Source organism: Shewanella rhizosphaerae (assembly GCF_019457655.1).
GTDB classification, from domain to species: domain Bacteria; phylum Pseudomonadota; class Gammaproteobacteria; order Enterobacterales; family Shewanellaceae; genus Shewanella; species Shewanella loihica.
This window is the reverse complement of the sequence record NZ_CP080420.1, coordinates 1,343,421-1,369,396: the sequence shown is the minus strand read 5'-3', so window position 1 is coordinate 1,369,396 and position 25,976 is coordinate 1,343,421. Positions and strand designations below refer to the sequence as shown.

Sequence of the window (25,976 nt, the reverse complement as noted above, 5' to 3'; positions counted from 1 at the left end):
TTAGCAAACAAAGCGCGGCAATATTTTAGCCGCGCTTTTCATTTCATAAGCACCTCTGAGACGCGCCTATTGCTCATCTAATGTAACGCTGTTGCACCGCTAAGAGACTCTGATAAACTGAGGCCTTTGCCGTCGACACTAAGTTAAAAGAAGTTAAAAGCCACAAGGATTTGAAATGCGACACTTTTTTCGTGCCCTGAAATGGATTTTATTTACCCTGCTATTCATTCCCGTCGGCGGCTATCTCATCTTGCTGCTGATCAATCTACAAGATAGCGCGCCATCAGCGCAGGCCAGCGCCTTTCTTGAGCAGGTGAATGCCGAAGAGGCCGCCTTGAGTCAGCACCTTGAAAACAACCCTTATCTTTATGCCATGGGTTTCGATGCGCCGGAAGATGATGACCCCATGGCGGTCGGACTTGAACGCTATCAGGTGCTCAGACAACTGGAGGCTATGCAAAGGCCATCACAGACGGCACATGAAAAATTCAAGCGCCCCGAATGGGCTATTCCCACTTGCCTCAAACAAGAAGGCTATCTCGACGAGTGTGCTGCCCTATTCGCCGAGCCAGAGCCCCTTAAGGCCACACTTGATGACTATGCCTGGCTAATTGAGCGCTATCGCACCCTGCTCTCCCTCGGTCAATGGCAGGATGATACCCGCTTCAACATGTATAGCGATCTGCTACCTATGCAACATCTGATCGCCGCACAGCAGCTGTTTCTTGTCGATGCCTACATCAATGGAACGGATTCAGCCTCCCTCATCACCGCCATAGACAAAGATATGCAGTTCTGGCAGCAGGCCGCGATGCGGATCAACATGCTGGGTAATAAATTCCTCGCCATCTCGGCGCTCAAACAACACATGAAGCTGGGTGAGCTGCTCGTCAGTCAAATGCGCACAGAGGGTGAAGATACTAGCTTACCTAGCCTCTGGCTGGCACCTATTCCAGGAGACGTGCTAGCCCTTGATCGAGCCAAACGAGGCGAGTGGCACTTCCTAACTAAGATGACACAAACTTTTGAGGCGGATGAAAAGGCCGATTTTACCACTAAGGTTATCGAAACCCTGCTCATGCCCCTGTTAAAGCAACAGGATACCGCTAACCGTTATGCAGATATCTTAACCGGCAAGGCAAGCATCAAGCAGTGCCCTAACGATCTCTCGCTATCGACCCTGCAAGAGTACGCCTACAATCCCATGGGGAAATTTATCCTCTGCTCTGGCATCTCCTCTTTCGAGAGTTACCAGGCAACGGCTAACAAGGTGGAATCGCTGCGCGCCGAGCTTGTTACCCGCTTAACGACTCCTGCTATCTCGGCAGGGATGGTGACTGAAGTTAATGAAGAAAAACCTAGGGAGAGCTCACCAGAATAACAAGCCTACAGTTTCTTTTTCCTTCATCACAGCTCATCCCCTGACCGGCTTCAGGGGATGTCTAACGCCAAAAATTTCAGCGCTAAAATGCTATTCCGGTAGACGTTCGAAACCGGGCACAGATGAGAGCTCCTTCCCCCAATTCGCCCGCTCTGCCATAAATAGCTTTGCCGTTGGCGCAATGGGCACCTCGACATCCAGACAGCCTGCAGGCACCACAACCAGATTTAACGCCTCCAGCCGATAAGGCATAGGCGAGCCGCACACCTTACAGAAACAACGCCGATGACGACTGTTCGGTACGTCAAAGGTTTGCAGCAAGGCCTCGCCACGCCGCCAGTCAAGGGCCAAATGATTGGAAAACAGGTTGGCCCCATGCAGCGAGCCGGTGCCCTTCTGACAGCGGTTACAGTGACACAAATAGAAAGCATCGAAACGACCCACTAAGCTAAAGGCCACGCCACCACAAAGACAACTACCACTAAACTCAACGTCCGATTTGTTTTGGTTAAGGCTCTCATCATCCATAACCTGTCTCCTCTTGCCTGAAAGCAACTAAAAGTTAAACTGAGCATGCAGTCAGCACAGCAACAAATCAATTTTTTGCTGCTGTGCTAAAAACAAAAATCCCGACTGTCTTGACGCTGTGGCCTTCGACACTCGGGACCTAATTTGAACTAAATTGAACTTAACTTGAACTCAATTTGAACTTAGTGACAATTGGACAAGCCAATCGCTATCCTACCAAATAGACAATTCCCTGCAGGCACAAAAACGCAAACACGCCGGCGAGCACGTCATCAATCATGATGCCGATACCACCATGCACCTTGGCATCCAGCACCTTGATGGGCCAGGGTTTGAGGATATCGAAGAAGCGAAAGAGCCCGAAGCCAACCGCCAACCAGAGCCAACCTGCGGGGGCGGCGATCAGGGTAATAAGCAGGCCCGCCACCTCGTCCCAGACGATGGCGCCATGGTCGTGCACCCCCATATCCTTAGAGGCTTTGTCGCAGATATAGAAACCGGCAAGCACGCTAAGGAGCGTCAGCCCCAGATACCAGCTTAGGGGCAATCCAGCCATGAGTAGATAAAGCGGAATTGCCGCCAGGGTGCCGAAGGTGCCAGGCGCCTTAGCGGCGAGGCCTGAGCCAAAGCCCAGGGCCAGGAAATGAACAGGGTTTACCAGAGAAAGCTTTTTAAGAACCGGATCGGTGGACCATAACTGCATGTTTAAAAGTGCTCGAAACCAAATTGAGACGGTGTGTAGGGCTCGCCATCCTTGATGAGACGTAGCTTATCACCGGTGGCGATCTGACCAACCTGTGTAAAACTGACCCCAGCATGGGCCAGGGCCGTCTCCAGCGCGCCACGTTGGGCCTCGGGGACGGTAAACAGCAGCTCGTAATCTTCACCACCCGTTAGGGCATAACCCAGCGCCTCGGTCTCAGCCAAAGATTCACGCATCTGCGCCGACAGGGGCAGACGATCCACATCCACCACGGCGCCGACCGCCGAGCGCTTGAGGATATGACCGATATCCGAGACAAAGCCATCGGAGAGATCGATGGCGCTCGAGGCCAATCCTCTAAGCGACTGACCCGCAAGCACTCTTGGGGTGGGGAAGTAGTGGCGCTGAATAAAATATTCCCTCGCCTCCCCGTCGATATTGAGCTTATCGCCCAGAATCGCCAAGCCCACGGCCGAATCGCCGAGGGAGCCGGTCACATAGATCCAGTCGCCATTCTTGGCGCCGCCCCTTGTATGGGCCTTGCCCTCTGGCACTTGGCCATTGATGGTGATGGTGATCGACTTGGGGCCGCGGGTAGTATCGCCGCCCACCAGGGCAACGCCGTAGTACTGCGCAGCCTCATTCAGCCCCTGACTAAATTCCTCCAGCCAGGCCTCATCCACCTCAGGTAGGGTAAGGGCAAGCGTCATCCAGGCGGGCTCTGCGCCCATGGCGGCGAGATCCGACAGGTTAACCGCCAGCGCCTTGTAACCCAGGGCCTTGGCCGGCATGTCGGCGTAGAAGTGTACATTTTCAACCAGGGTGTCGCAGGAGATGGCAATCACCTTGTTCTCGGCGGGCTGGACCAGGGCGCAGTCGTCGCCGATCCCCAGGTGCACATCGCGGCGAGTCTGGCCAAGGTTAGCAAAGAAATGATCGATTAATTTAAACTCTTTCACAGTCTTAAGAACCATAGTAAGGGTTAATCAGCTAGCACACTTTTTAGCGAAGGCAACATCGAGCGAACGAAGGCGACGTCGAGGCTAAACCTGAATATAAAAAACGGCATCCTGGGACGCCGTTAATTGTATCACTTTTTAGCGACTATCTTGTCGAGAATGCCGTTAACGAACTTGTGACCATCTTCGGCCCCGAAGGCCTTGGCCAGCTCGATAGCCTCGTTGATAGCTACCTTGTAAGGCACATCCTTACGGAAGGTCAGCTCGTAGGTCGCGATGCGCAGCACCGCCTTCTCGATAGGCGAAACCTCATCGAACGGGCGCTCGAGGTGAGGCATAATCAACTCATCCAACTGAGCCGACTTGGTCGTGGTGCCAGATAGCAATTCACGGAAATAGCTAACGTCGACGCCATCGATCTTCTGCTCGGTGAGAAATTCATGCTCCACGTCGGCAACATTATTGCCGCTTAGCTGCCATGAATAGATAGCTTGTACCGCTAGACGACGGGCTTTACGGCGCTCTGAAGGTTTCATCTTGGTTCCTAATCTTACAACTGCTGTTCTAGTTCTTGCAGAACATTGACCATCTCTAGCAGACCAAGTGCCGCTTCGCCGCCCTTGTTACCCGCCTTAGTACCAGAACGCTCGATAGCTTGTTCAATGGTATCTGTGGTCAATACACCGAATGACACAGGAAGGTCGAACTCAAGCGCTATTTGAGCCAGCCCCTTGTTACACTCGCCTGCAACAAAATCAAAGTGTGGCGTACCACCACGGATCACGGCGCCCAGCGCTATGATGCCGTCAAATTTACCACTTGCCGCCACACGACGGGCTGCCAGCGGCAGCTCTACGGCACCCGGTACGCGGACAACGGTAATGTTGTCGTCGGCGACCTGACCGAAGCGCTTCAATGTATCCACCGCGCCTTCTAGCAGACTTTCAACCACGAAGCTGTTAAAACGTGAAACCACTATGGCCACTTTGGCGTTTTTCGACTCGATATTACCTTGAACTACGTTCATTTATCTTACCTAAATTAGCTTAACAAACCCGGCACGGGAAAAAAGAGGCGGTATAATACCACAGCCCACCGCGTTGATCCCCATGCAATTTAACTCAATTCGATGAATTACAAGCAGACTAGCTTATTCTGCAATATATTCAGTCACTTCTAAACCGAAACCAGACAGCGAATGATAACGCTTAGGCGAGCTGAGCAGACGCATGCTGGTCACGCCCACATCGGCCAGGATCTGCGAGCCCACACCCACTTGACGTGAGGTGCCTTGCCACTGCGCCGGCGCACCGACTTCGCCCTTGTCTTCCGCCTCGAAAGCCTTCACCTTGGCCACCAACTCTTCGTTGCTCTGCTGATGACCCAACACTACCAAGACGCCGCCTTCATCGGCGATACGCGCCATGGCTTTTTCCAGCGGCCAGCTACGCTTCTCGTCGCGCTCAGAGTGCAACAGATCGTTGAAGGTGTTTTGCAGATGCACGCGCACTAGAGCGTTAGGCTGAACTTCCCCCTTCACCAGAACATAATGCAATTGGTTATCTATGGTGTCGCGGTAGGTGATCATGTCGAACTCGCCGAAACGGGTCGGCAGCTTGCACTTGGCCTCACGCACCACGGTCGTTTCCTTGGTGTTACGGTATTCGATAAGATCGGCGATGGTGCCTATTTTGAGGCCATGCTTCTCGGCAAACACCTCAAGATCTGGACGACGCGCCATGGTGCCATCTTCGTTAAGGATCTCAACAATCACCGCCGACGGCTCATGGCCAGCCAGACGGGCCAGGTCACAACCCGCCTCGGTATGACCGGCGCGGATAAGCACCCCGCCCTCTTGGGCCATCAATGGGAAGATATGGCCTGGCTGCACAATATCCGACGGCTTAGCGTCACGGGCCACGGCGGCCTGCACGGTAACGGCTCTGTCATAGGCAGAGATGCCTGTGGTCACCCCTTCGGCCGCCTCGATAGACACGGTAAAGTTGGTGGAGAACTGGGCATTGTTGTTGCTCACCATCAGCGGCAGGTTGAGCTGCTCGCAGCGCGCCTTGGTCATGGTCTGACAGATGAGGCCACGGCCATAGGTGGCCATGAAGTTGATCGCCTCGGGCGTCACCAGGTTAGCGGCCATGATCAGGTCGCCTTCATTCTCTCTGTCTTCGTCATCCATCAAGATAACCATCTTACCCAGACGGATATCTTCGATAATCGCTTCTATGCTGTGTAGTGCCATTGTTAGACCTTGATTTATTAGAGCTTGAAATATTCTTATAGTAAGAGTTATTTAATCTGCTATTGGCTGGGATTGCCAGCGTCTATCTTAAAAAGCCGGAGCGAGCTAACAGATCCATGGTGACCTCTGAGCCTTTGGCTGGATTTTCCTCTGCCGCCTGAAAACTCAGTAGGCGCTCCAGGTGCCGGGCGATGAGATCCACCTCGATATTGACCCTGTCGCCCGCCTTCAAATCGATAAGCGTGGTTTCGCTGGCGGTATGGGGCACTATGGTCAGACGAAAACGCTCGCCGTCCACCTCGTTCACCGTCAGGCTGACACCATCTATGGTGATAGAGCCTTTGTGGGCGATATAGCGCGCCAGCCCCTTGGGGGGCGTCAGCCAAAATTCGATCGCCTTGCCGCGATACTGTCTGTCATCCACGCTGGCCACACCGTCGACATGACCGCTCACCATATGACCGCCGAGGCGGGTCGTCGGCGTCACCGCCTTTTCCAGGTTGACCTTCTGCCCCACCTGATAATGGGCAAAGCCGGTAAGGGCCACGGTTTCGGCTGAGATGTCCGCCACATAGCCGTCGGCCATCTGCTCGACTACGGTCAGACACACGCCATTGGTGGCGATACTGTCACCGAGTTTAACGTCACTTAAATCCAGCTTGCCGCTAGCCACCGTCAAGCGAATATCATCGCCGCGACGCTCAATTTTTCTCAGGCTGCCAACAGCCTCGATGATCCCAGTAAACATGACTAACTACTCTTTATCGCTCGGTAAATGATTGTGACTCAATTGAAAGGTGAGGCGTCTGTCGGCCCCGATCGCACGCTCGTCGCAAAGCTTGAGCGCGGGCAGCTGTGCCATCTCAGTATAGTCCGGCAGTGCCAGCAGGTTACGGCCATGGCCGCCTAAGATTTTCGGTGCCTGATACAGCACCAGCTCGTCCGCCAGCCCCTGTGCCATGAAGGCGCCGGCCAGGGTCGCCCCGGCCTCCACCATCACGCTGTTAAGCTGAGATCCCAGATGTTCCAGCAGCGCCTTTAGCGGCACTTGTCCATTGTCGCTCGGCAGTTGCAATTGACTCACATGCTCAGGCCAGGCGCTCGCCACGGCCACGGGATAGGGCTGACAGCTCACCAGCAACACGGGGGATTGTGTCTCAAATAGTTTTGCCTTGGCACTTAGGCGCGCACGGGAGTCGAGTACCACGCGAAGTGGCTGACGAATGTCGGCCTCGGTTAACTGCCCGGCCAGGCTGCCTAGCTCCTGATGACGTACATTCAGGCTAGGATCGTCGGCCAGCACCGTCTCTATGCCGGTCACGACGGCATCGAAACGTGCGCGCATACGCTGCACGTCACGGCGCGCCTCTGGCCCTGTGATCCACTTAGAGACGCCGTTAGAGAGCGCCGTCTTACCATCCAAGCTCGCAGCCAGCTTAATACCGACCCAAGGCAGGCCGCTGCGCATCCGCTTCATGAAGCCAGGGTTGAGGGCTGCGGCCTCTTCCTGGTGCAGACCCACTTCAACTTCAATCCCCGCATCTTGGAGCATCTTGATGCCACGGCCAGACACCTGAGGATTAGGGTCGGTGACCGCCACCACCACGCGGGCCACCTCTGCCTTGATCAGCGCCTCGGCGCAGGGCGGCGTGCGGCCATAGTGGCTACAGGGCTCCAGGGTCACGTATGCGGTGGCGCCTTTGGCCTTATCGCCCGCCATGCGCAGGGCATGCACCTCGGCGTGAGGGCCGCCGGCGGCGATATGAAATCCTTCACCCACCAGGGTATCCCCTTGGACTAATACACAGCCGACATTAGGGTTGGGACTGGTGGTGTATTGCCCCTTGCGGGCCAACTTAATGGCGCGCGCCATCATCTGGGAATCAAATTTGGACCAGGCCATGCTCATCGCCATCTCTTGAGAATAATTGGGGAAGCCCGATACGCATCGATTACGACTTACCCGCCTTGCTCTTATCGTTTTGCAACTTGGCAATCGCCTCGCCGAACTCGGAGACATCTTCGAAGGCGCGGTAAACCGAGGCGAAACGGATATAGGCCACCTTGTCGAGATTAACCAGGTGATCCATCATCAGGTTACCTATCATCTTAGAGGTCACTTCGCGTTCACCCGTGGCTCTCAGGGTCGATTTTATCTTGCTTAGCGCCTGCTCTATTTGGTCCATCGATACGGGGCGTTTCTCTACCGCCCTCAGCATGCCGCCGCGCAGCTTGTCTTCGTCGAAGGGTTGGCGGCTACCATCTTGTTTAACCACACGCGGCATCACCAGCTCGGCGCCTTCGAAGGTGGTAAATCTCTCGTGGCAAAGCAGACACTCGCGGCGACGACGTACCTGATGACCATCGGCCACCAGACGAGAATCGATCACCTTAGTGTCGGTTGCGCTGCAAAACGGACAATGCATTGAGCCTCCAGCAAATGCTAATCGGTATCTTGGGGAGCTTTCCCTTGAAATAGATACAAAAATGGCCGCTACCAATATTAAATCAGTAGCGGCCATCGGAGTTTACCCGATTTACCCCTTAAGGTTAACCGTAAACAGGGAACTTAGCGCACAATTCAAGCACCTGGTTCTTCACGCGCTCGATAGTGGCTTCGTTGTTGATGTCATCTAACACATCACAGATCCAGTTGGTCAGCTCAACAGCTTCGGCTTCTTTGAAGCCACGACGTGTGATGGCTGGCGAACCGATACGCAGGCCCGAGGTCACGAAAGGTGAACGTGGGTCGTTAGGTACTGAGTTCTTGTTTACCGTGATGTTGGCACGGCCCAGCGCCGCATCGGCATCTTTACCTGTGATATCTTTAGCTATCAGATCCAGCAGGAACAGGTGGTTTTCGGTGCCGCCAGAAACCACATCGAAACCGCGCTCAATGAAGGTGTTAGCCATCGCCTTAGCGTTAACCACTACCTGCTGTTGATATTCCTTGAACTCAGGAGACAGCGCTTCCTTGAAGGCCACCGCCTTACCGGCGATAACGTGCATCAATGGGCCGCCCTGACCACCTGGGAATACCGCAGAGTTCAGCTTCTTGTACAGGTCTTCGTCATTCGCCGCAGACAGGATGATACCGCCGCGAGGACCGGCTAGGGTCTTGTGAGTAGTAGAAGTCACCACGTGTGCGTGTGGCACAGGGTTTGGATAGACACCGGCAGCGATAAGGCCTGCAACGTGCGCCATATCGACAAACAGGTAAGCGCCAATCTTGTCGGCGATTTCACGCATGCGCGCCCAGTCGACGATACCAGAATAGGCAGAGAAACCACCGATCATCATCTTAGGCTTGTGCTCTACAGCCAGACGCTCCATCTCGTCATAGTCGATCTTGCCAGACTCGTCGATGCCGTAAGGAACTATGTTGTACAGCTTACCAGAGAAGTTTACTGGAGAGCCGTGCGTCAGGTGACCGCCGTGAGCCAGGTTCATACCCAGGACGGTATCGCCTGGTTGCAGTAGCGCCATGTAGACTGCGCTGTTAGCCTGTGAGCCGGAGTGAGGCTGAACGTTAGCATAGGTCGCACCGAAAAGTTCCTTGGCGCGTTCGATGGCCAGGTTCTCAACGATGTCGACATGTTCACAACCACCGTAGTAACGCTTGCCAGGATAGCCTTCGGCGTACTTGTTAGTCAGCTGAGAACCTTGAGCCTCCATCACGCGAGGAGAGGTGTAGTTCTCCGAGGCGATTAGCTCGATGTGCTCTTCTTGACGACGAGTCTCTTCCTGGATCGCTTGAAACAGTTGCGGATCAAAGTCAGCGATGTTCATCTCTTTTTTCAGCATTGGTCACTCCAGCTGTGAAAGTCTTATAAGGTAGGGTTGCGCGGTATTCTACAGTGCATTCGATCACAATCCCAGCATTTGCGACATGAAATTAGTTGCGATTCAGGCTGAGAAATGTTCATCAAAATGCACCTTAGGACAAAAGTGGGGTTAAGGTGGCCTGATTTGCCAAGACTCCTTTTTTGCAAGGGACAAAATGGCTGGTTTACAGCCTTTTGAACGAAAACACTGTTTTAATTACCCAACAAAAATGACGGCTCTGGGCCGTCATTTTGCATTAGTAATGGTAATCAGCAATCGTAATCAGTAATGGTAATCAGCAATCGTGATCAGTCATGGTACTCAGTAGTCGTATTCGAGTTGCAGCCAGCTGCGCTGCTCGCTGTCATCGAGGCGGCTGTAGATCCCCGGATTGTCTATGCCATGGATCTCACCGCTGCGGTCGATCCGCTCGTGGTGTAGGCTTAGAGTCAGATCCTTACTGATACCATAGCTGAGATAGATCTCATATCTGTCTCTGGCATCGTCGAAGTCCAGATCGCTGTTGTTAGGGTTCCACTGGGGGGCGCGCTCGTTCTCTTTGTCGTCGATAGAGCTCCAGCGCTGGGACTTAAGCTTCATGCCTAGTAAGAGATTACGATAGCTGGCCTCCAGTGACAGGTTAAAGGTGTGGCCCCAGGCATAGCCATATTCCCCCTCCCAGAGCACAGACTTGGTGCCCCAAAAATGCCGTCCCTGGGAGAGATAATCTTTGGTGGCGAAAGGTTTCACCATGGCAAAGTCACCAAAAAGATCGCCGCGCAGATCGATGCTGATATCTTGATTGGACCAGTTGGCCCCCATCGACAGGCCCAGCAGGTTGACCACGGCGTAGAAGTCTTCATCCAGCTCCAGCCCCAGGCTGGTGTATTCCATGCCGGTCGACGGACCGACATAGAAACTATGGGACCAGTCACTGGCGAGCCCGCCGCCTTTATGCTTGCGGCCATAGCTTGCCAGCAGCAGTTGGGTGGCCATCTGCCACTCCTCCACACCTTCCTGGGAGACCGCGGTCTCCATCATCATCTCCACCCGGCTGGGGGTGCCGCTGAGGGTGTCATATTTCCCTTCGCGACTGTCGATGGCCGCCCGCATCCCCAGCATCGCCATGGTGCTGCTAACTTCCGCCTTGTCTTTGCTGGCGTAGCGCACGCCGGTATAGACGGAGAAGCTGTCTTGGGTCTGGCTACGATCGAATCGGTTGGGACTCGGGTAACCAAACCAGCCCCGCAGCGTGCGCGAGGGGTTAAACAGATAACTCAGGCCGGTTGGCAACCAGCCCTCTTTGGCGGCCAGCATCTCGGAAAACTGAAACAGGCTCTCCCCCAGCACGGCGCCGCCCCAGGTGGTGACTATCTGATCGTTGATACTCACCACTTCCTTATACTCGGCAAACACCTCCCAGATAGTGGAGGCGGCAAAGGTGCCCAGGGTCGACTCGTAGTAGTTGAAGCCATGGTTACGAAACGCCTGATAATAGAGGGCGCCGGCGTAGGCGTGGCCCCAATTCATGCCGATATCGTTATCGTCATACTTCCAGGAGGCCCCCGTAGTCAACCTGTCATAGAAAAACTCCGCCGCATTGCCGTCGATCTCATAATCGAAATCATCTTCCATGGCCTCTGAGCCCGTCTTGTACAGCAGCTCGCCAAGCACCAGCACGGTTGAGAGTTCCAGTGTCGCGCCCCACCAATCCTTCTCGCTGGGCGCTAGCGGCAAGTCTATGGCCTCTACCGGCGCTATCTGCGCCGGCTTATCCGCTGGCCGCTGCACTTGAGACGCAGAGGCTAAGGCATACGCCAATTGGCCTTGAGCTGGCGCTTTTTGAACAGGATAGGCCTGTGCTGGCTCGGCATGGGCGGTAAGTGGCAATAACAGGCTGGCACCACCTAACAGGGAGGCGGCAATAACAGGTGATGTGGCTTTCAAGATCAATCCCTTATCTTTATCGTTATTCTTATTCTTGTGTTCTTTCTTCAACCCTTAGGGTCAAAGCTTTTAATCGATGCTCTTTATCAGAAACTGTGTTCATCCGCCCAATTCATGGCGCCTAGCATTTAGCTGTGCCCCCTTGAGCGGCTCAGGATGTTAACAATTTTTACAAGATGTCACAAAACAAAAACTTCTCATCATAGAACATGGCGGCGAGGCCAGCGAAAAGGGACCGAAAATCCGATTTAAGTTCTAAGGCGATTACAGTAGAATTGCCCCCATTGTTTCGTCAGTGAGTAAACTTTTTTATGGCTCAGTTTGTATACAGCATGCTACGCGTGGGCAAGATAGTCCCGCCGAAGAAGCAGATCCTCAAAGATATTTCCTTAAGCTTTTTCCCCGGCGCCAAGATTGGCGTATTAGGTCTTAACGGTTCGGGTAAGTCCACCCTGCTGCGCATCATGGCCGGTATCGATACCGAGATCGAGGGTGAGGCGCGTCCGATGCAGGATCTTAAGATAGGTTACCTGCCCCAGGAGCCTAAACTAGATCCTCAGCAGACAGTGCGCGAAGCGATCGAAGAAGCGGTAAGTGAGGCCAAGAACGCCCTAACCCGTCTCGATGAGGTTTACGCCCTATACGCTGAACCAGATGCCGATTTCGACGCCCTTGCCAAGGAACAGGGTGAGCTGGAAGCCATCATCCAGGCCCAGGATGCCCACAACCTGGACAACATTCTCGAGCGCGCCGCCAACGCCCTGCGTCTGCCGGACTGGGACGAAAAGATTGAGGTATTATCAGGGGGTGAGCGTCGCCGTGTGGCCATCTGTCGCCTGCTGCTTGAAAAGCCAGACATGCTGCTGCTGGACGAACCGACCAACCACTTAGACGCCGAGTCTGTCGCCTGGTTAGAGCGCTTCCTGCAAGAATACACGGGTACCGTTGTGGCCATTACCCACGATAGATACTTCCTCGACAACGCCGCCGGTTGGATCTTAGAACTCGACCGTGGCGAGGGTATCCCATGGGAAGGCAACTACTCTTCTTGGCTAGAGCAGAAAGAGGCCCGTCTGAAGCAGGAATCGGCTGCCGAAAGTGCCCGTCAGAAGACCATCGCCAAGGAACTCGAGTGGGTTCGTCAAGGTGCCAAGGGCCGTCAGTCAAAGGGCAAGGCCCGTATGGCACGTTTCGAAGAGCTGAACACCAACGACTACCAGAAACGTAACGAGACCAACGAACTGTTTATTCCGCCAGGGCCACGCCTGGGTGACAAGGTGATCGAGGTGAACAACCTGACCAAGTCCTATGGCGACCGCGTGCTGATCGACAACCTGAGCTTCAGCGTACCTAAAGGCGCCATCGTCGGTATTATCGGTGCTAACGGTGCCGGTAAGTCGACCCTGTTTAAGATGATCAGCGGCGCCGAACAGCCAGACAGCGGCAGTATCGAAGTGGGTGATACGGTTCAGATCGCCTCGGTGGAGCAGTTCCGTGATGCCATGAACGACAAGGCGACCGTATGGGAGGAGATCTCCGGCGGTCAAGATATCATGCGTATCAACAACACTGAGATCCCGAGCCGCGCCTACGTGGGCCGCTTCAACTTCCGCGGCGGCGATCAGCAAAAGATCATCGGCACCCTGTCCGGTGGTGAGCGCAACCGTGTGCACCTTGCCAAGCTGCTCCAGGCAGGCGGTAACGTGCTGCTCCTCGATGAGCCCACCAACGATCTCGACGTCGAAACCCTGCGCGCCCTGGAAGAAGCCCTGCTTGAATTCCCTGGCTGTGCCATGGTGATCTCGCATGACCGTTGGTTCCTCGACAGAATCGCCACCCACATCCTGGATTACCGCGACGAGGGTCAGGTGAACTTCTACGAGGGTAACTACACAGAATACTCGACCTGGCTGAAAGAGACTCTGGGTACGGATGTGATTGAGCCGCACCGTCTCAAGTACAAGCGCATGAGCTAACGCGCGCACCTCGCACTCTCGAGCAATTTCAGTAGCGCAAAGCACATACAAACGGAGGCAGTAGCCTCCGTTTTTTTATCATATCTTCCCAAAACCAGCTCCCTCGTTAAAAGGGTCAAACATGGAAACAAAAGCGTGCTAGGATTGAACGCCTATCCGCCAACAACATCAGAATAATAAAAGGATTTGTCTTGAATAGATCACTCTGGCTAATGCCACTCGACTCAGCGCTAAAGGCGGCCAGCTTATGCCTGGCCGGTCTACTGCCCCTACAACCTTTAGCCGTTCAGGCGCAAACTCAGCAAGAGACTAAGGCAGTGACTCAAGCCAGTACTCATTCAGGCATGAGTGACGGCCCCTATCTATTTCTCAACCCCAAGGCCGAGATAGCCGATTGGATCTGCGAAGGCCAGCATAAACAGACCCGCGTCAACCAGGGACAGCTGAGCCGCCCAGAACATTGCGGCAAACTTCCCGAGCCCAGCCTGAATCCGCAGGCTAAAGAGGTGCTGGCAGACAGCTATCAAGGGGTGGATAAGATAGTGGCGCTCAGCGACGTTCATGGTCAATATGAGGTGCTGCGGCAGCTGCTGCGCCGCCATAAGATCATCGACCAGAATAACAACTGGGCCTTCGGCAGGGGTCATATGGTAATGACGGGCGATATGTTCGACCGCGGCCCTCAGGTTAACGAGGTGCTCTGGTTCATGTACAAACTCGATAAGCAGGCCAAGGCCGCCGGCGGCCAGCTGCACCTCTTGATGGGCAACCACGAACAGATGGTGATGCGCGGCGATCTACGCTACGTCAACGACAAGTACCAGACCGCCAGTAAGCTGCTTAATCGCAGCTATGAGGCGCTCTACGGTCAAGACAGCGAACTCGGCCAATGGCTCAGAAGCAAGCACACTATCGTTAAGATCAACGACGCCCTCTTCCTCCATGGCGGCATCAGTCAGGAGTGGGTCGACCGCGGCCTGACACTGGCTAGGGCCAACAGCCTCTACCGGGAAAATATCGACAAGAGTAAGGCCGAGCTGAAGCAAGATGAGCTTCTCAACTTTCTCTTCTTCGGCAACGGCCCCACCTGGTATCGAGGCTACTTTAAGCCCGACTTCGATACCCAGGAGCTGGCCAACATCCTGGACTACTTCAAGGTCAAGCGCATCGTTGTGGGCCATACCTCACAGACTCGGGTACTAGGCCTGTTCGACAACCGGGTTATCGCCATCGACAGCAGCATCAAAAAAGGCCTGTCTGGTGAACTGCTCCTCATAGAGAAAGACCGGCTGATCCGCGGTCAGTATGACGGCAGTCAAACACCGCTATGACATCCGCCGCCTAGCTAGGCGACTAATCGACTAGCTAGGCAACTTCTTAATTTAGCCATGCAGGGACTTGGCTAGGCTCTTGCCTTTCAGCAATCTCGACACAACCTCTGAAAGCGGCGCCTAAAAAAGAGCCTAAAAACATAGACTTAACTCGATAGCCTCACACCTTGGCATCCTTCCATTTCTAACTATTCCGCAGTCACTTCTTTCACCTTTCACCAGATGCTTTCACCAACTGTTTTTAGCCAACTGTTTTTAGCCAACTGTTTTTAGCCAAAGTGTGACCCATTTCCATATGCTACAAGTTGAGAATGAAATTAATTCTCATTAGTGTTAAGCTGCGATTTTTATTCTTCTGCCCTGCCGCTCACACAGCGTGGAGCATGGCAATGGCGCCATAACGAAAGGTAATAATCTAATGCGTCGTCTCCTATGGAAATGGCATGGCTGGCTCGGACTCTTCGCCGCCCTACCGCTATTTATCATCGCCCTGACCGGCAGTGTGTTGGTGTTTAAGAGCGAGCTCGAACACCTATTGATGCCCGAAAAGGTGCTCGCCGCCAGCGAGACCCGCCTGAGTTTCACTGAGCTACTGAGGTCGGCAGACGAGGCGTTGCCGCAACATGAAATTCTTGGCTGGCAGTTTGCGACTCACGCCGGCGAGGCAGACAAGCTCTATGTCGCCAAGCAAGGCACCTATGACTGGCAGCTCCTGTTTGTCGACCCAAGCCAAGGCAGCCTACTGAGCCAACCTGTCGGCCTGAGTCACTACCTGCTGGACTGGCTGCTGGAGCTGCACTACACCCTGCTTGCAGATCATCTGGGACTAGCGGTTACCGCATTAGTATCTATCTTGCTGATCTTGCTGTCCTTATCTGGATTTATACTACACCGTCAGTTTTGGCGAACCTTCTTCACCCTTAGATGGGGCAAGAGCCTGCGCCTGTTTCTCAGCGATAGTCACAAGATGCTGGGGATTATAGGCGCGCCACTGTTCCTGATCCTGGGTTTCACCGGTGCCTGGTGGAACATAGAGCACATCATCGAGGAATGGCACGAGCCCGACCCCAAGACCCTAATCATCACCCAGAGTTACTACAACAAGCAGCTGGATATGGATGCACTGCTGACACAGGCGACTCAGGTGATCCCAGGCTTTCAGACCCACTACGTGCGCTTCCCCGACAAAAGCTATGCCGGCATCCACCTTTTTGGCGCCGCCCAAGATCGCGGCGCGCTTCGCAGCGACTATGGCTCTATCGTCAGTTTCGATGATAAATCCGGTCAGCTCAGCGCCAGTGTCGATGCCACCAAGGCCGGCGCGCTTTATCAATTTGTCGATAGTTTTCGTCCCCTGCATTACGGCAACTTCGGCGGACTGGTCAGCAAAATCATCTGGTGTGTGGTGGGCTTCTTGCCTAGCCTGATGGCCCTTTCCGGTTACCTGATGTGGCGGGCGCGGCGTAAACCGCAAACACGGCGCCGCGCAAAACAGACTATCGAGAGTCCTAGCAAACGAGACGTTAAAGAAAGCTTGGCCAAGGCCTGATTATTGATAGATGTAAAAAGCCGGGTAATAACCCGGCTTTTTTATGACGCCTCGATGGCGCTCTCATTGGCACTATGGATGACACTCATGATGACACTCTTAGTGGCAACTAACCTTCCATGGGCCAATTGTGCTCTAACATACGGCCCTGACTGGTACTAAACGCCTCTTCTTTCTTGGCACACTCATAGACGCGCTTCACCGTCATTGGCTTGCCGTCCGTGTGCGGCAACGCGGGCAGCTGACTACCAACGAGCTGCTTTTTATATTGTGGCGCCTTGCTGGGCTGCCAGGAGAAACGCACCAGCACCTGCCCCTTATTGGTGTCGATGAAACACTTGTAGTCTTCTCTAGGCTCGGCCTTAAGCGGCCCGGCCATTGCACAACCAGCAACTAACGCCAGCAAAGTTAATTTATTCACGCTAATTCTCTCAATCATTCTCTTTATCATCTCGCGCCTCGGCATCTCTTGCTCGAACAGCATCACCTACTCGAACTGCATCCCTTACTCACCAACGGCATCAACTACTCGCTATAGTAGTAGAGCTTTTTGGCTCGCAGACGACCACCTATGCAGCGGTTATCCCCGGCAGGACAATCGTCATCGGGTGCAACCTTCTCCATCTTCTCGGCGGCGTTACCTATGCCGATCAGATACATGTAGGCATCACCATCCTTTCCTTGCCCCCCCTTATTGTCGGCAGGGATCACCAACTGAGGAGTGTCTAATACCAAGTTACCCGCTTCGAGCTTAGTTGAGGTGTAGGTACTGGTACCATATTGAAGATTAAAGCTTCTTAAATATCCCTTACCTGAGCTCAAACACTGATTAGTATTCTTGGAATTTCCTGGAACGAAAGTTGTGAACAACACCTTACCCTTGATAATGGTCGCCGGTGACAGGTTCTTCTCACCATCCTCGGGAAATTTGAAATACCAACCCAGTTTCTTACCGATAGCCAACTTATCGGGCGTGATCTCCGCTGCTGACTTGGTATTTTCATAGAGATCGCCGATAGTCAAAGCCGCTGGCGCCTTAGGCCTGCCTGTACCGCCAAAGGTCTGAGACACCACGTTTCTGTCTTGCAGAACGAAGAGGATATCCTCTCGGGAAGTATCCGACGGCGCCGCCCTGTGGCCACTGCCCACCACCACGGCATCGTAAGGCACATTCTGACTCGTGGTCACCTTTGTGGTCTTGCCATTGACCGTATGATCAACCACAGAGACGTTATTAATCAAGGTCTGCGCCACAGCAGGGGCCGAGTAGAAGCGACGATTCTGTGGCAGCGACTTTCCACCCAGATCGGCAAACTTAAAGGCAGACCAGCTGGCCTTATCCGCTTTTGGCATATCCATGCGCCAGACGCTACCGCCAGTATCGACTGCATAGATACGGTCGGTATTGCCATCTCCGTCGGCATCGAGTACCGCCACACCGCTGGGAATGCTGTCCTGTACCCCTGGCAATGCAGTACCGCCACCGGCGCCAAACTGATGGATAAGTTTGCCGGTATCGGCATCGACGATAAACACGCCGCGTCCCTTATTGTCCTTGGTTCCTACACTCTTGCTATCCTTACCTGCTGGCGAGTAACCGGCACCGAAGATGAGCACGGGCTTATCCGTGCCGCTGGCGCTACGAATCGTGGTCACTACCGGCGTCGACCAGGATTGTCCCAGCTCACTCAGGCCCGGAGAGCTCGCATCGATACGCCACTTGAAGCTTGGCGAATCAGGATTGCTGATATCCAGGGCATAGTAACTACCACCACCACGGCGCATGCCAAAATAGAGCCAGGCTTTTTCTATGCCTGAGGCGCCATTTTTCACATAGGCCACTGGTGACCCATCGACACCATAGACTGAGTGCACGCCCGTCGGCACATTGTTTCTCAGGGTCTGAATATTTGGCAGCAGTTCATAAGGCATGAAGGCCCAGCTCTCGCTAACCTCATTGGCAGTGGCGTCATCCTTGAACATATGCATGAAACCATGGTTGGTGCCAACCAGGATACGTATATCCGGGCTGGACTTACTGCCGAAGTTCAATGCCAGAGGCTTAGAGTGCAGGGCATCGCCCATGATGTCGCTGCGCCAATTCTTGGTAGGGTTGGCAATGCTAGACTGATTCTTCTCGTTGTCCACATCCAGTCCTTTGGCCCAGTCGAAGAGTTCCTTGAGCTGACTCTTATCCACCCCCATGAAATTGGCGAGGTCATCCTTACCACCAGCCTTACTGGCCGCCGCCGATAGACTGAGCTTGTCCATGCCGCCCACCAGATTACTGTAGAGGGTTCGGCTATCTGCGCTCTGCATGGCCGACAAAACACCGCCCTTGCGCACATCGTTGCCATCGCCGCAAAGCTTCTTGGGCGTCCAATAGGAGCAAGCGCTATCTTTAATATTACCGTCTTTACCGATCGCCAGATTCCCCTCGGCGTCGAGCACCTCGCCTTCGGAGTCGACTCTGAACTTCTTAATATTCCCCGTCCAACGCGGACCTCTGTCCGGCAGGAACATGGAGTAATAGGCATAGTTAAAGGTCTGGGTACGATTAAAGTTGTTGCTGGCCACAGAAGGCGAGGTAAAGCTGGCGCTGTTGGCCAACACCTCATTCACCGCCTGTTGAATCGAGCCCTGCAGTTTAGTCGCGTCGGTGGCATCGAAATAGCTTCCGCCCCCCTTGCTCGCCACCTTCTTCAGCAGATCTTCGGCCTTTTTCGCGCCCTCACTGAAGCCAATGGTGTGGGTGATCACATGCTGTTCGCCATCCACGTCAAGGTTGACATCTTTGCGATACATCCAACTCGACAGCGCGCTCATGTAACTGGTGCTGTGCTTGTCGACACCTCTGGTCAACGGCTTTACATATCCGTCAGCAGCACTGTCTAGGGTCGGTTCACCATCTGTAATATAGACAATATAAGCATTGTTCTGGCACTTCTTGAAAGGACTTTGATAGATATTCGTGTTCTCTTTGAGCGCATCGGAGTCAAAGCTAGGGTTGTCATTGACGTCATACCACCATTGGTAGTTTTTATCTTGATTGCCAAAGAGCATAGGCTTTCCGGCGAAGTAGAGATATGCCTCGTAGAGGGTTTCACACAGGGGGGTATTCCAGCCATACGCGATTTTCTTAACACCGTCTAACAGAGTCTTTTTTTCTGCGCTCGATAGGGTCTTAATCGCCTTGATAATACGGCCACCGTTACGGCCATTCAATAATGTATCGTCCGGGCCATTCATGTTAAAAATCGCCAGGCCGAAATCCACTCCTGGCGTGGTTAAGATAACGTTTTTTATTGCATTTTTGGCCAAATCCATTCGAGTCATATTTTTCGTTGCCTTCTTACTGTGATACCAACGAAGGTAATCCTCGGTATACACAGTCAGCACCCGCCCGGTACCAAAGCCTGTGAGCTGCGACAACTCTTTGGCTCTCTCCTTGACACTCTCATCAGAACCCTCGCTGGCTGGGGTATATATGATTGGCGTGGTGAGCGAGCCTTGACTATCGATCGGCAACCCTTTAATCAATCCACTGGCGTTGAGATACTTGCCATCTTGAATGTCTTCATAGCAATCCACCGCCTTGGCATTCAGGCCGTTATTGTCGCCAAACTCACGCCAGGCACCGTTGGCACCGCTAAAGGTATACTTGCGAAAGAAACCGGTAAAGATGCCATAGTCGTTGAGCAACTCCCAAGAGCTCTCGCAGCCGTTAATGGACGCGGAAAATTTACGGCGCTCGTTAGGATCATCGGGATTGGGCAACTTATTCTTACCCTGATCACCCTTAACATAATAGAGCATCCCTTGCTGGCCATTATTAACACTGGAACTACCACCAGCCCCTGACTTATAAGGCACATCCACATCATAGACTGTGGTGCCCATACTGCCTGAGTTATCGAAGATGATCAGGATCTGTGGCCTGGCCCCAGTACGGGCACTCGCCTCATAGACATATAACTCGGTATCGTCGGCCCACGAAGAAGCCGAGAGAAGACTCATGATAGCAGTCAACAGAGCAACAAAGCTTTTCACAAGCCCTCCCTTTCGCTGCATTATGATATTTGCCAGAGCAGACTGACCAGCGCGCAAAATATCCATTTCACTAAACCTACTACTTCAAATTCTTTTAATTTTTTAAATGACCCCCTACCTCACTCTTACGGCTCAACTCTCAATCCTAGATGACAAAGGCTATCAACCAAAGACAGACTTTCAGACAAGAGAAAACTAGCCGGAAGCATGAATTTGGCAATACAAGATGAGACAAAAGTGCGATAGAAAGCGGATTTAACACGCCATTGATACAAAATGCAACATTTTTAACCAAATTGAATCATGCAAACAGGAGGAACATCGAATTTTGAATGAATAGGGAACTTAGCCAACAGGAGTGCTATTTTATTGACACTGGCATGACCAGTTTAATAAACAAACAAACCCAGACTAAAGCAAAAACTCAAATACGAATTAAACAACTGAATAAAAAGGATTTATTTGAAAGTTGGTGGCGTTAATTAAACAACTAGCCAGATGAAAACAAGATAGAGTCAGCCGTCGTATTAATGACACTCGCGTCATCTCAGTTATGCTGATGAATATTTAATCAGCAAAGCCTGTGAAATATTCACTTTTTCTTTAAGATGTAAATTTTTCAACTTAATGGCTATTTAGGCCAAACATAGAAATATGAAATTAATCTAATGAATTGTTTGAGGTAATCATCGTTTATGACAATCACCTTTTATGACAATCATCTTTAAGACAACAAATCTAGAAACGATTATCGATGTGCAATAATAAGTAAAAGATAATCCAACGCCTCAATTTCATCGGCAGTTCGTCAGTTCCATCTTTAAATCTGCCCTTCCTAACTAATGCCTTTGAATAACACTCTCTGTATTTAAGAAAACAAGTTAACCAGCCAAGAGTTGGCAACTTATAGGGTCTACCGGCTCAATATCCACCTCAACAGCATTGGCACTGAGACAAGTTCTCTGTGAAAGGCATTTTACCTTTCCCCTTAAGGATCAGATGAAACACAGCGAAGGTCTTGTCTCTGTCTTTTCTCTGTCTTGCCCCTATCTCACACAGAGGCAAGACAGGAGCGTCACTCTTGCATCGAGTCATCTAGTCGAACATCCAGCCACTTAGGCGCCGCTTGCCTGCTGTTTGGCGATGGCGGTCTCAAGCTGGGCGGCGACGAAACCCGGTGAGCGGGTGCGACCCGAGATCAGCCGATACATGGCGGGGATCACCAACAGGGTCACCAGGGTGGCGAACGCCATGCCGAAGAACACCACAGTGCCCACCGCGATCCGGCTCTCAGAACCGGCGCCACTCGATAAAATCAAGGGCACGGCACCGACCAAGGTGGTGAAGGCCGTCATCAGAATGGGGCGCAGGCGACGCGCCGAGGCGTCCAGTATCGCCTGATCCAGCGAGGCGCCCCTGTCCCTGAGCTGATTGGCAAACTCGACGATCAGGATGCCATTCTTAGTCACCATGCCGATCAGCATGATCATCCCGATCTGGCTATAGATGTTGAGCCCGAGTCCCATCAGATAGAGACCGATGAATCCGCCGAAGATCCCCATGGGAACCGTCAGCATTACCACCAGCGGGTTGATGAAACTCTCGAACTGGGCCGCCAACACCAGGTAAGCCACCAGCAGCGCTAAGCCGAAGACCAGCATGACGCTGCTCTGATTTTCCTTAAACTCTTTCGACTCCCCCGTGTAGCTGATGCTGATATCGCCGGGTAAGATCTCGATAGCCTTGGCATCGAGGAAGTCCAGCGCCTCACCTAAGGTATAGCCCTCACCGAGGTTGGCCTTGAGGGTTATCGACTTCTGCTTATTGGTATGGCTCAGCTTATGGGCCGAGGCGACCTCTTCGATGTGGGTGATGGCATCTAGGGTGATCAGCTCACCGTTGGCGGCGCGCATATAGATCTGACTCAGGTCCGCCATGCTGTTAAAGCTCTCCTCCTTGCCCCGCAGATACACGTCATACTCTTCGCCGCGCTCGATAAAGCTGGTCTCGCTGCGTCCACCTAGCATTACCTCTAGCGTCTGGGACACCTGAGCCACGCTGATCCCCAACTCGGCGGCGCGCTGCCTGTCCACGCTCACCACCAGCTCTGGGGTAGTCTCGGCATAGTCAAGATCGGCCCCGGTGACGATTGGCGAGGCATCGGCGATCGCCTTAAGCTCGCTCGCCCACTTAAACAGCTCATCATAGTCGCTACCGCCCAGCACAAATTGCACCGGCTCGCTGGACTTGCCCCTAAAGCCGGGCAACATGGGCCGCACCATGACATCGGGGATCCCCTTAAGCGCCTTGGCCACCACGGCCAGCGCCTGCTGCGCGTTGATATCACGGGCCTGCCAATCCTCTAGCTGCATGATCACAAAGCCGGTTTGATCCCCGGCCCGCCCCCCGAACGCCGGCGCCTGTACGCTAAAGGATTTGATCACTCCCTGACTGAGAAGCGGCATCAGGCGCTGCTCAACGATATCCATATTGGCCGTCATCCGGTTGTAGCTGGTGCCCTCCGCGCCCTTGACGAAGGCGAAGATCACGCCTCTGTCTTCCTGGGGCGCCAGCTGCGCCGGCACCTGGTTCATCAGCAGACCGCTACCTATGACACAGGCGACAATCACCACTGGCGCCGCCAGGCGGTAACGCACCGCCCAGGCCACGGCGCGGCGATACCAGGCTTCGAGTCGAGCGAAACCGCTGTCCATCAGACGATTAAGGGCATTGGGCCTGTGTTTACGCTTGAGGAGCTTGCTGCCAAGCACTGGGGTCAGGGTTAGGGCGATAACCGATGAGAAGATCACCGCCATGGCCAGCATCACGGCAAACTCGGTAAAGAGGCGCCCCACCATGCCTTCCATGAAGGAGATAGGCAGAAACACCATCACCAGCACGGCGGTAGTCGCCACCACGGCAAATCCTACCTCTCTAGCCCCCTTATAGGCCGCCAGAATCGCAGGTTCACCCCGCTCGATATGGTGAAAGATGTTCTCAACAACCACGATGGCATCATCCACCACCAGGCCTATGGCTAAGATAAGCGCCATCAGGGTCAGGAGATTGATGGAGTAACCCAGGTAGTTGGCGGCGATGAAGGCCGAGATCAGCGACACAGGCACGGTCACCGCGGGGATCAGCGTTGCCCTCGCCTGACCGATAAACAGATAGAGCACCAAGACCACTAGGGCCCCGGTGATATAGAGGGTGTTGTACACCTCGCCAATAGACTGGTCGATAAAGACGGTCGAGTCATAATCCACAGACAGCTGAGTGCCCTCGGGCAGGAATTTCTGGAGCTTATCCACCTCCTCGCGCACCCGCTGCGCCACCTGCAGAGGATTGGCATCCGACTGGGCCACGATCCCTAAGCTGAGGTTAGGCACGCCGTCACTCTTGAAGGTGGAGTTTTCATTCTCGGCGCCGATAAACACCCGCGCCACGTCCTTGAGATAGATGGGGCTACCATCGCTTGCAGTTCGCACCACCAGGTAATCGAAGTCTTCGGGATGCAGATAGAGCCTGGCGGTGCGCACTGTCATTACAGTCGTGTCGTTGCGCACCTCACCGCCCGGGCTCTCCACGTTTTCGCTGCGCAGCGCATCGGTAATATCTGTGGTGGTCACCCCGCGGCCGGCCATCAACTTAGGATCCAGCTGCACATACATCACCTTATAGAGACCACCGGAGATATTTACCGAGCTCACCCCGGTGATCAGACTAAATCTGTCCTCTAACACCCGCTGGGCATAGTCGGTCAGCTGAGTCCTATCCATAGTGCTGGAGCTGAGGTTAATGTAAACGGAGGGTTCGCCCGATCCATTGTCTTTGGAGACGATGGGCTCATCGGCCTCGTCGGGCAGACGACGCTGGGCGCGGGCCACGGCGTCGCGCACATCGCTCACTCCTTCGGTCAGGTTCCAGTCCAGATCGAAGCTGATGGTGATGCGCGACATGCCGTTGCGGGTCACAGAGGTGATCTCGTCGATACCGCTGATCCCCGTCAGCTCATCCTCGAGCACTGTGGTGATCTGACTCTCCATGATGCTGGCCGAGGCGCCGCTGTAATTGGTCATCACAGTCACTACAGGGCTCTCCACGTCCGGCATCTCACGCACCGCCAGCTTGGAGAAACTCACCAGACCAAATACACACAGCAGCAAGCTTAAAACGATCGCCACCACGGGGCGTTTTACCGACACATCCGACAGCAACATTAGCTCTGCCCTCGCGCCATTTCAGTCTCGCCCGTCTGAGTCTGGGCCTGTGTCTGGGTCTGAGCCTGAGTCAAACGCCTGCCTCCCGGCCCCTCGGCGAGCTGGCCAGTTTCAACGTCTTCCACCTTGATGCCATCACGCATATTGACCAGCCCCTTGACCACGATTCTGTCGCCCAAAGATAAGCCATCATCGATCAGCACCTGATCATCGATACGTGCCCCCAGGGTCACCTGAGTGCGGCGGGCGATATTGTCGCTGTCGATCACATAGACGAAACGTTTGGTGCCTGAGTATTCCAGCGCCTGAACCGGCACTACCGCCTGAGTTACAGGGGCAAAATCAAGCCGCGCCGAGATCAACATGCCTGGCCTGAGCAGAAGGCTGGGATTGTCGAAATTCACCCTCACCTTAAGATTGAGGGTCTCGGAGTTGATCCGCGGCGCCATGGCCACCACCTGACCATGAAACTGCTCGCCTGGCCAGGCACTGCTGCTGGCCACCACAGGCATGCCCAAGTAGATCTGCGACAGATAACGCTCGGGGATCTGCAGATCCAGACGCATGCTGGAGAGATCGTCCAGGCTGACCAGCTCGCTGCCCACGCTCACCAGCTTGCCCAGACTAAAGTCCACCAGCCCGATCACACCGTCGAAGGGGGCCTTGAGGGTGTGATAATCCAGATCCGCCTGAGCGGCCTGGAGCCTGGCCTCGGCGATATCGACACTGGCCAGCTGAGCATCTATCTCGGTCTGGGTAATGGCGTGTTGTTCTATGAGCCGCTTGTACTCGCCTAACTTGCGCCGCTCATCGTTCAGATAGGCCTTGGCCTCTACAAGATTTGCCTTGGCCTTGGCATCTTCGAGATGCACCAATACCTGCCCCTGAGACACCGCCTGATTGTCGCTTAAGTTGATCGCCTGCACCTTACCCGATACCTCGGCAGCTATCTGCACCGAGCGATTGGCGGCAAGCTTGCCCACCAATGAGAGATGCTGAGCCACTTCATGGGCCTCGACCCGGGCACTGGCAATCGGCACGGCTCTGGCCCCAGCTTTGACATTAGCTGTGTTGGCATTAGCTGTATTGGCGTTAGCAGCTTTGCCGTTTACAACTTGGGGCTGAGATGTTGACGACTGATTCTTGGCCTGATTGGCAGCAACAGCAAAGGTGAGCAAGGCGGCTAGCGCCAGCACGCCAAGGGGAACGTACAGGTATTTTTTATCCATTGGGGCGGTATCTTATCCATGGGC

19 protein-coding genes are annotated in these 25,976 nt (G+C 53.8%); 4 read left to right on the top strand and 15 right to left on the bottom strand.

Annotated elements, in window-relative coordinates; genetic code table 11:
• Positions 1-175 precede the first annotated feature (175 nt).
• Positions 176-1,381, top strand: a complete 1,206-nt coding sequence (locus K0I63_RS06065) for a hypothetical protein (protein ID WP_220082867.1) — start codon at positions 176-178, stop codon at positions 1,379-1,381.
• Between the two features lie 90 nt (positions 1,382-1,471).
• Here the strand turns inward: K0I63_RS06065 and K0I63_RS06060 are convergent, their stop codons facing one another.
• The 11 genes from K0I63_RS06060 to K0I63_RS06010 all read right to left on the bottom strand — a co-directional run bounded on the left by K0I63_RS06060 (position 1,472) and on the right by K0I63_RS06010 (position 11,597).
• Complete coding sequence (locus K0I63_RS06060) at positions 1,472-1,909, bottom strand: GFA family protein (protein ID WP_220082866.1); 438 nt, start codon at positions 1,907-1,909, stop codon at positions 1,472-1,474.
• Between the two features lie 208 nt (positions 1,910-2,117).
• On the bottom strand, positions 2,118-2,612 hold the full coding sequence (locus K0I63_RS06055; RefSeq protein WP_220082865.1) for a phosphatidylglycerophosphatase A family protein: 495 nt from the start codon (positions 2,610-2,612) through the stop codon (positions 2,118-2,120).
• Between the two features lie 2 nt (positions 2,613-2,614).
• The gene (gene thiL, locus K0I63_RS06050; RefSeq protein ID WP_220082864.1) at positions 2,615-3,571 is read right to left on the bottom strand and encodes a thiamine-phosphate kinase; all 957 of its coding nucleotides are present in this window, start codon (positions 3,569-3,571) and stop codon (positions 2,615-2,617) included.
• Between the two features lie 131 nt (positions 3,572-3,702).
• Positions 3,703-4,107: a transcription antitermination factor NusB gene (gene nusB, locus K0I63_RS06045; protein ID WP_011864993.1), complete on the bottom strand. Its 405-nt coding sequence runs from the start codon at positions 4,105-4,107 to the stop codon at positions 3,703-3,705.
• Positions 4,108-4,121: 14 nt separating this feature from the next.
• Positions 4,122-4,598, bottom strand: a complete 477-nt coding sequence (gene ribH, locus K0I63_RS06040; protein WP_011864992.1) for a 6,7-dimethyl-8-ribityllumazine synthase — start codon at positions 4,596-4,598, stop codon at positions 4,122-4,124.
• A 123-nt stretch (positions 4,599-4,721) separates the two neighbouring features.
• A complete protein-coding gene (gene ribBA, locus K0I63_RS06035; RefSeq protein ID WP_144203305.1) occupies positions 4,722-5,825 on the bottom strand; it encodes a bifunctional 3,4-dihydroxy-2-butanone-4-phosphate synthase/GTP cyclohydrolase II in 1,104 nt (367 codons plus the stop codon).
• Between the two features lie 82 nt (positions 5,826-5,907).
• Positions 5,908-6,573, bottom strand: a complete 666-nt coding sequence (locus K0I63_RS06030; protein WP_011864990.1) for a riboflavin synthase — start codon at positions 6,571-6,573, stop codon at positions 5,908-5,910.
• 6 nt (positions 6,574-6,579) lie between these two features.
• Positions 6,580-7,740: a bifunctional diaminohydroxyphosphoribosylaminopyrimidine deaminase/5-amino-6-(5-phosphoribosylamino)uracil reductase RibD gene (gene ribD / locus K0I63_RS06025; protein ID WP_220082863.1), complete on the bottom strand. Its 1,161-nt coding sequence runs from the start codon at positions 7,738-7,740 to the stop codon at positions 6,580-6,582.
• A 37-nt stretch (positions 7,741-7,777) separates the two neighbouring features.
• Complete coding sequence (nrdR, locus tag K0I63_RS06020; RefSeq protein ID WP_144203301.1) at positions 7,778-8,251, bottom strand: transcriptional regulator NrdR; 474 nt, start codon at positions 8,249-8,251, stop codon at positions 7,778-7,780.
• A 124-nt stretch (positions 8,252-8,375) separates the two neighbouring features.
• Entirely contained in the window at positions 8,376-9,629 is a 1,254-nt protein-coding gene (gene glyA / locus K0I63_RS06015; protein WP_011864987.1) for a serine hydroxymethyltransferase, read from the bottom strand.
• A gap of 342 nt (positions 9,630-9,971) precedes the next feature.
• Complete coding sequence (locus K0I63_RS06010) at positions 9,972-11,597, bottom strand: DUF3943 domain-containing protein (protein WP_220082862.1); 1,626 nt, start codon at positions 11,595-11,597, stop codon at positions 9,972-9,974.
• A 311-nt stretch (positions 11,598-11,908) separates the two neighbouring features.
• Between K0I63_RS06010 and ettA the strand changes: the two genes are divergently transcribed.
• The 3 genes from ettA to K0I63_RS05995 all read left to right on the top strand — a co-directional run bounded on the left by ettA (position 11,909) and on the right by K0I63_RS05995 (position 16,453).
• Positions 11,909-13,573: an energy-dependent translational throttle protein EttA gene (gene ettA / locus K0I63_RS06005; RefSeq protein WP_011864985.1), complete on the top strand. Its 1,665-nt coding sequence runs from the start codon at positions 11,909-11,911 to the stop codon at positions 13,571-13,573.
• Positions 13,574-13,785: 212 nt separating this feature from the next.
• Positions 13,786-14,904, top strand: a complete 1,119-nt coding sequence (locus K0I63_RS06000; protein ID WP_220083380.1) for a metallophosphoesterase — start codon at positions 13,786-13,788, stop codon at positions 14,902-14,904.
• Between the two features lie 418 nt (positions 14,905-15,322).
• The gene (locus K0I63_RS05995; RefSeq protein WP_220082861.1) at positions 15,323-16,453 is read left to right on the top strand and encodes a PepSY-associated TM helix domain-containing protein; all 1,131 of its coding nucleotides are present in this window, start codon (positions 15,323-15,325) and stop codon (positions 16,451-16,453) included.
• Between the two features lie 109 nt (positions 16,454-16,562).
• On the opposite strand, the gene K0I63_RS05990 is transcribed toward K0I63_RS05995, so the two are convergent.
• The 4 genes from K0I63_RS05990 to K0I63_RS05975 all read right to left on the bottom strand — a co-directional run bounded on the left by K0I63_RS05990 (position 16,563) and on the right by K0I63_RS05975 (position 25,952).
• Positions 16,563-16,874: a TapY2 family type IVa secretion system protein gene (locus tag K0I63_RS05990; protein ID WP_220082860.1), complete on the bottom strand. Its 312-nt coding sequence runs from the start codon at positions 16,872-16,874 to the stop codon at positions 16,563-16,565.
• 104 nt (positions 16,875-16,978) lie between these two features.
• On the bottom strand, positions 16,979-20,524 hold the full coding sequence (locus K0I63_RS05985; RefSeq protein ID WP_258406947.1) for a pilus assembly protein: 3,546 nt from the start codon (positions 20,522-20,524) through the stop codon (positions 16,979-16,981).
• A gap of 1,094 nt (positions 20,525-21,618) precedes the next feature.
• Entirely contained in the window at positions 21,619-24,723 is a 3,105-nt protein-coding gene (locus K0I63_RS05980) for a multidrug efflux RND transporter permease subunit (protein WP_220082858.1), read from the bottom strand.
• Positions 24,723-25,952, bottom strand: a complete 1,230-nt coding sequence (locus tag K0I63_RS05975) for an efflux RND transporter periplasmic adaptor subunit (RefSeq protein ID WP_220082857.1) — start codon at positions 25,950-25,952, stop codon at positions 24,723-24,725. Before K0I63_RS05975 ends, K0I63_RS05980 begins: the two co-directional genes overlap by 1 nt.
• Positions 25,953-25,976 lie beyond the last annotated feature (24 nt).

Bases quoted from the DNA above. Each gene is read 5' to 3' on its own strand.
- K0I63_RS06000 (WP_220083380.1), top strand. From the start codon at position 13,786: ATGCCACTCGACTCAGCGCTAAAGGCGGCCAGCTTATGCCTGGCCGGT.
- K0I63_RS05995 (WP_220082861.1), top strand. From the start codon at position 15,323: ATGCGTCGTCTCCTATGGAAATGGCATGGCTGGCTCGGACTCTTCGCC.
- ribH (WP_011864992.1), bottom strand. From the start codon at position 4,598: ATGAACGTAGTTCAAGGTAATATCGAGTCGAAAAACGCCAAAGTGGCC.
- K0I63_RS05985 (WP_258406947.1), bottom strand. From the start codon at position 20,524: ATGCAGCGAAAGGGAGGGCTTGTGAAAAGCTTTGTTGCTCTGTTGACT.
- K0I63_RS06030 (WP_011864990.1), bottom strand. From the start codon at position 6,573: ATGTTTACTGGGATCATCGAGGCTGTTGGCAGCCTGAGAAAAATTGAG.
- nrdR (WP_144203301.1), bottom strand. From the start codon at position 8,251: ATGCATTGTCCGTTTTGCAGCGCAACCGACACTAAGGTGATCGATTCT.
- glyA (WP_011864987.1), bottom strand. From the start codon at position 9,629: ATGCTGAAAAAAGAGATGAACATCGCTGACTTTGATCCGCAACTGTTT.
- nusB (WP_011864993.1), bottom strand. From the start codon at position 4,107: ATGAAACCTTCAGAGCGCCGTAAAGCCCGTCGTCTAGCGGTACAAGCT.
- K0I63_RS06065 (WP_220082867.1), top strand. From the start codon at position 176: ATGCGACACTTTTTTCGTGCCCTGAAATGGATTTTATTTACCCTGCTA.
- K0I63_RS05980 (WP_220082858.1), bottom strand. From the start codon at position 24,723: ATGTTGCTGTCGGATGTGTCGGTAAAACGCCCCGTGGTGGCGATCGTT.
- K0I63_RS06060 (WP_220082866.1), bottom strand. From the start codon at position 1,909: ATGGATGATGAGAGCCTTAACCAAAACAAATCGGACGTTGAGTTTAGT.
- ribBA (WP_144203305.1), bottom strand. From the start codon at position 5,825: ATGGCACTACACAGCATAGAAGCGATTATCGAAGATATCCGTCTGGGT.
- K0I63_RS05975 (WP_220082857.1), bottom strand. From the start codon at position 25,952: ATGGATAAAAAATACCTGTACGTTCCCCTTGGCGTGCTGGCGCTAGCC.
- ettA (WP_011864985.1), top strand. From the start codon at position 11,909: ATGGCTCAGTTTGTATACAGCATGCTACGCGTGGGCAAGATAGTCCCG.
- K0I63_RS06055 (WP_220082865.1), bottom strand. From the start codon at position 2,612: ATGCAGTTATGGTCCACCGATCCGGTTCTTAAAAAGCTTTCTCTGGTA.
- ribD (WP_220082863.1), bottom strand. From the start codon at position 7,740: ATGGCGATGAGCATGGCCTGGTCCAAATTTGATTCCCAGATGATGGCG.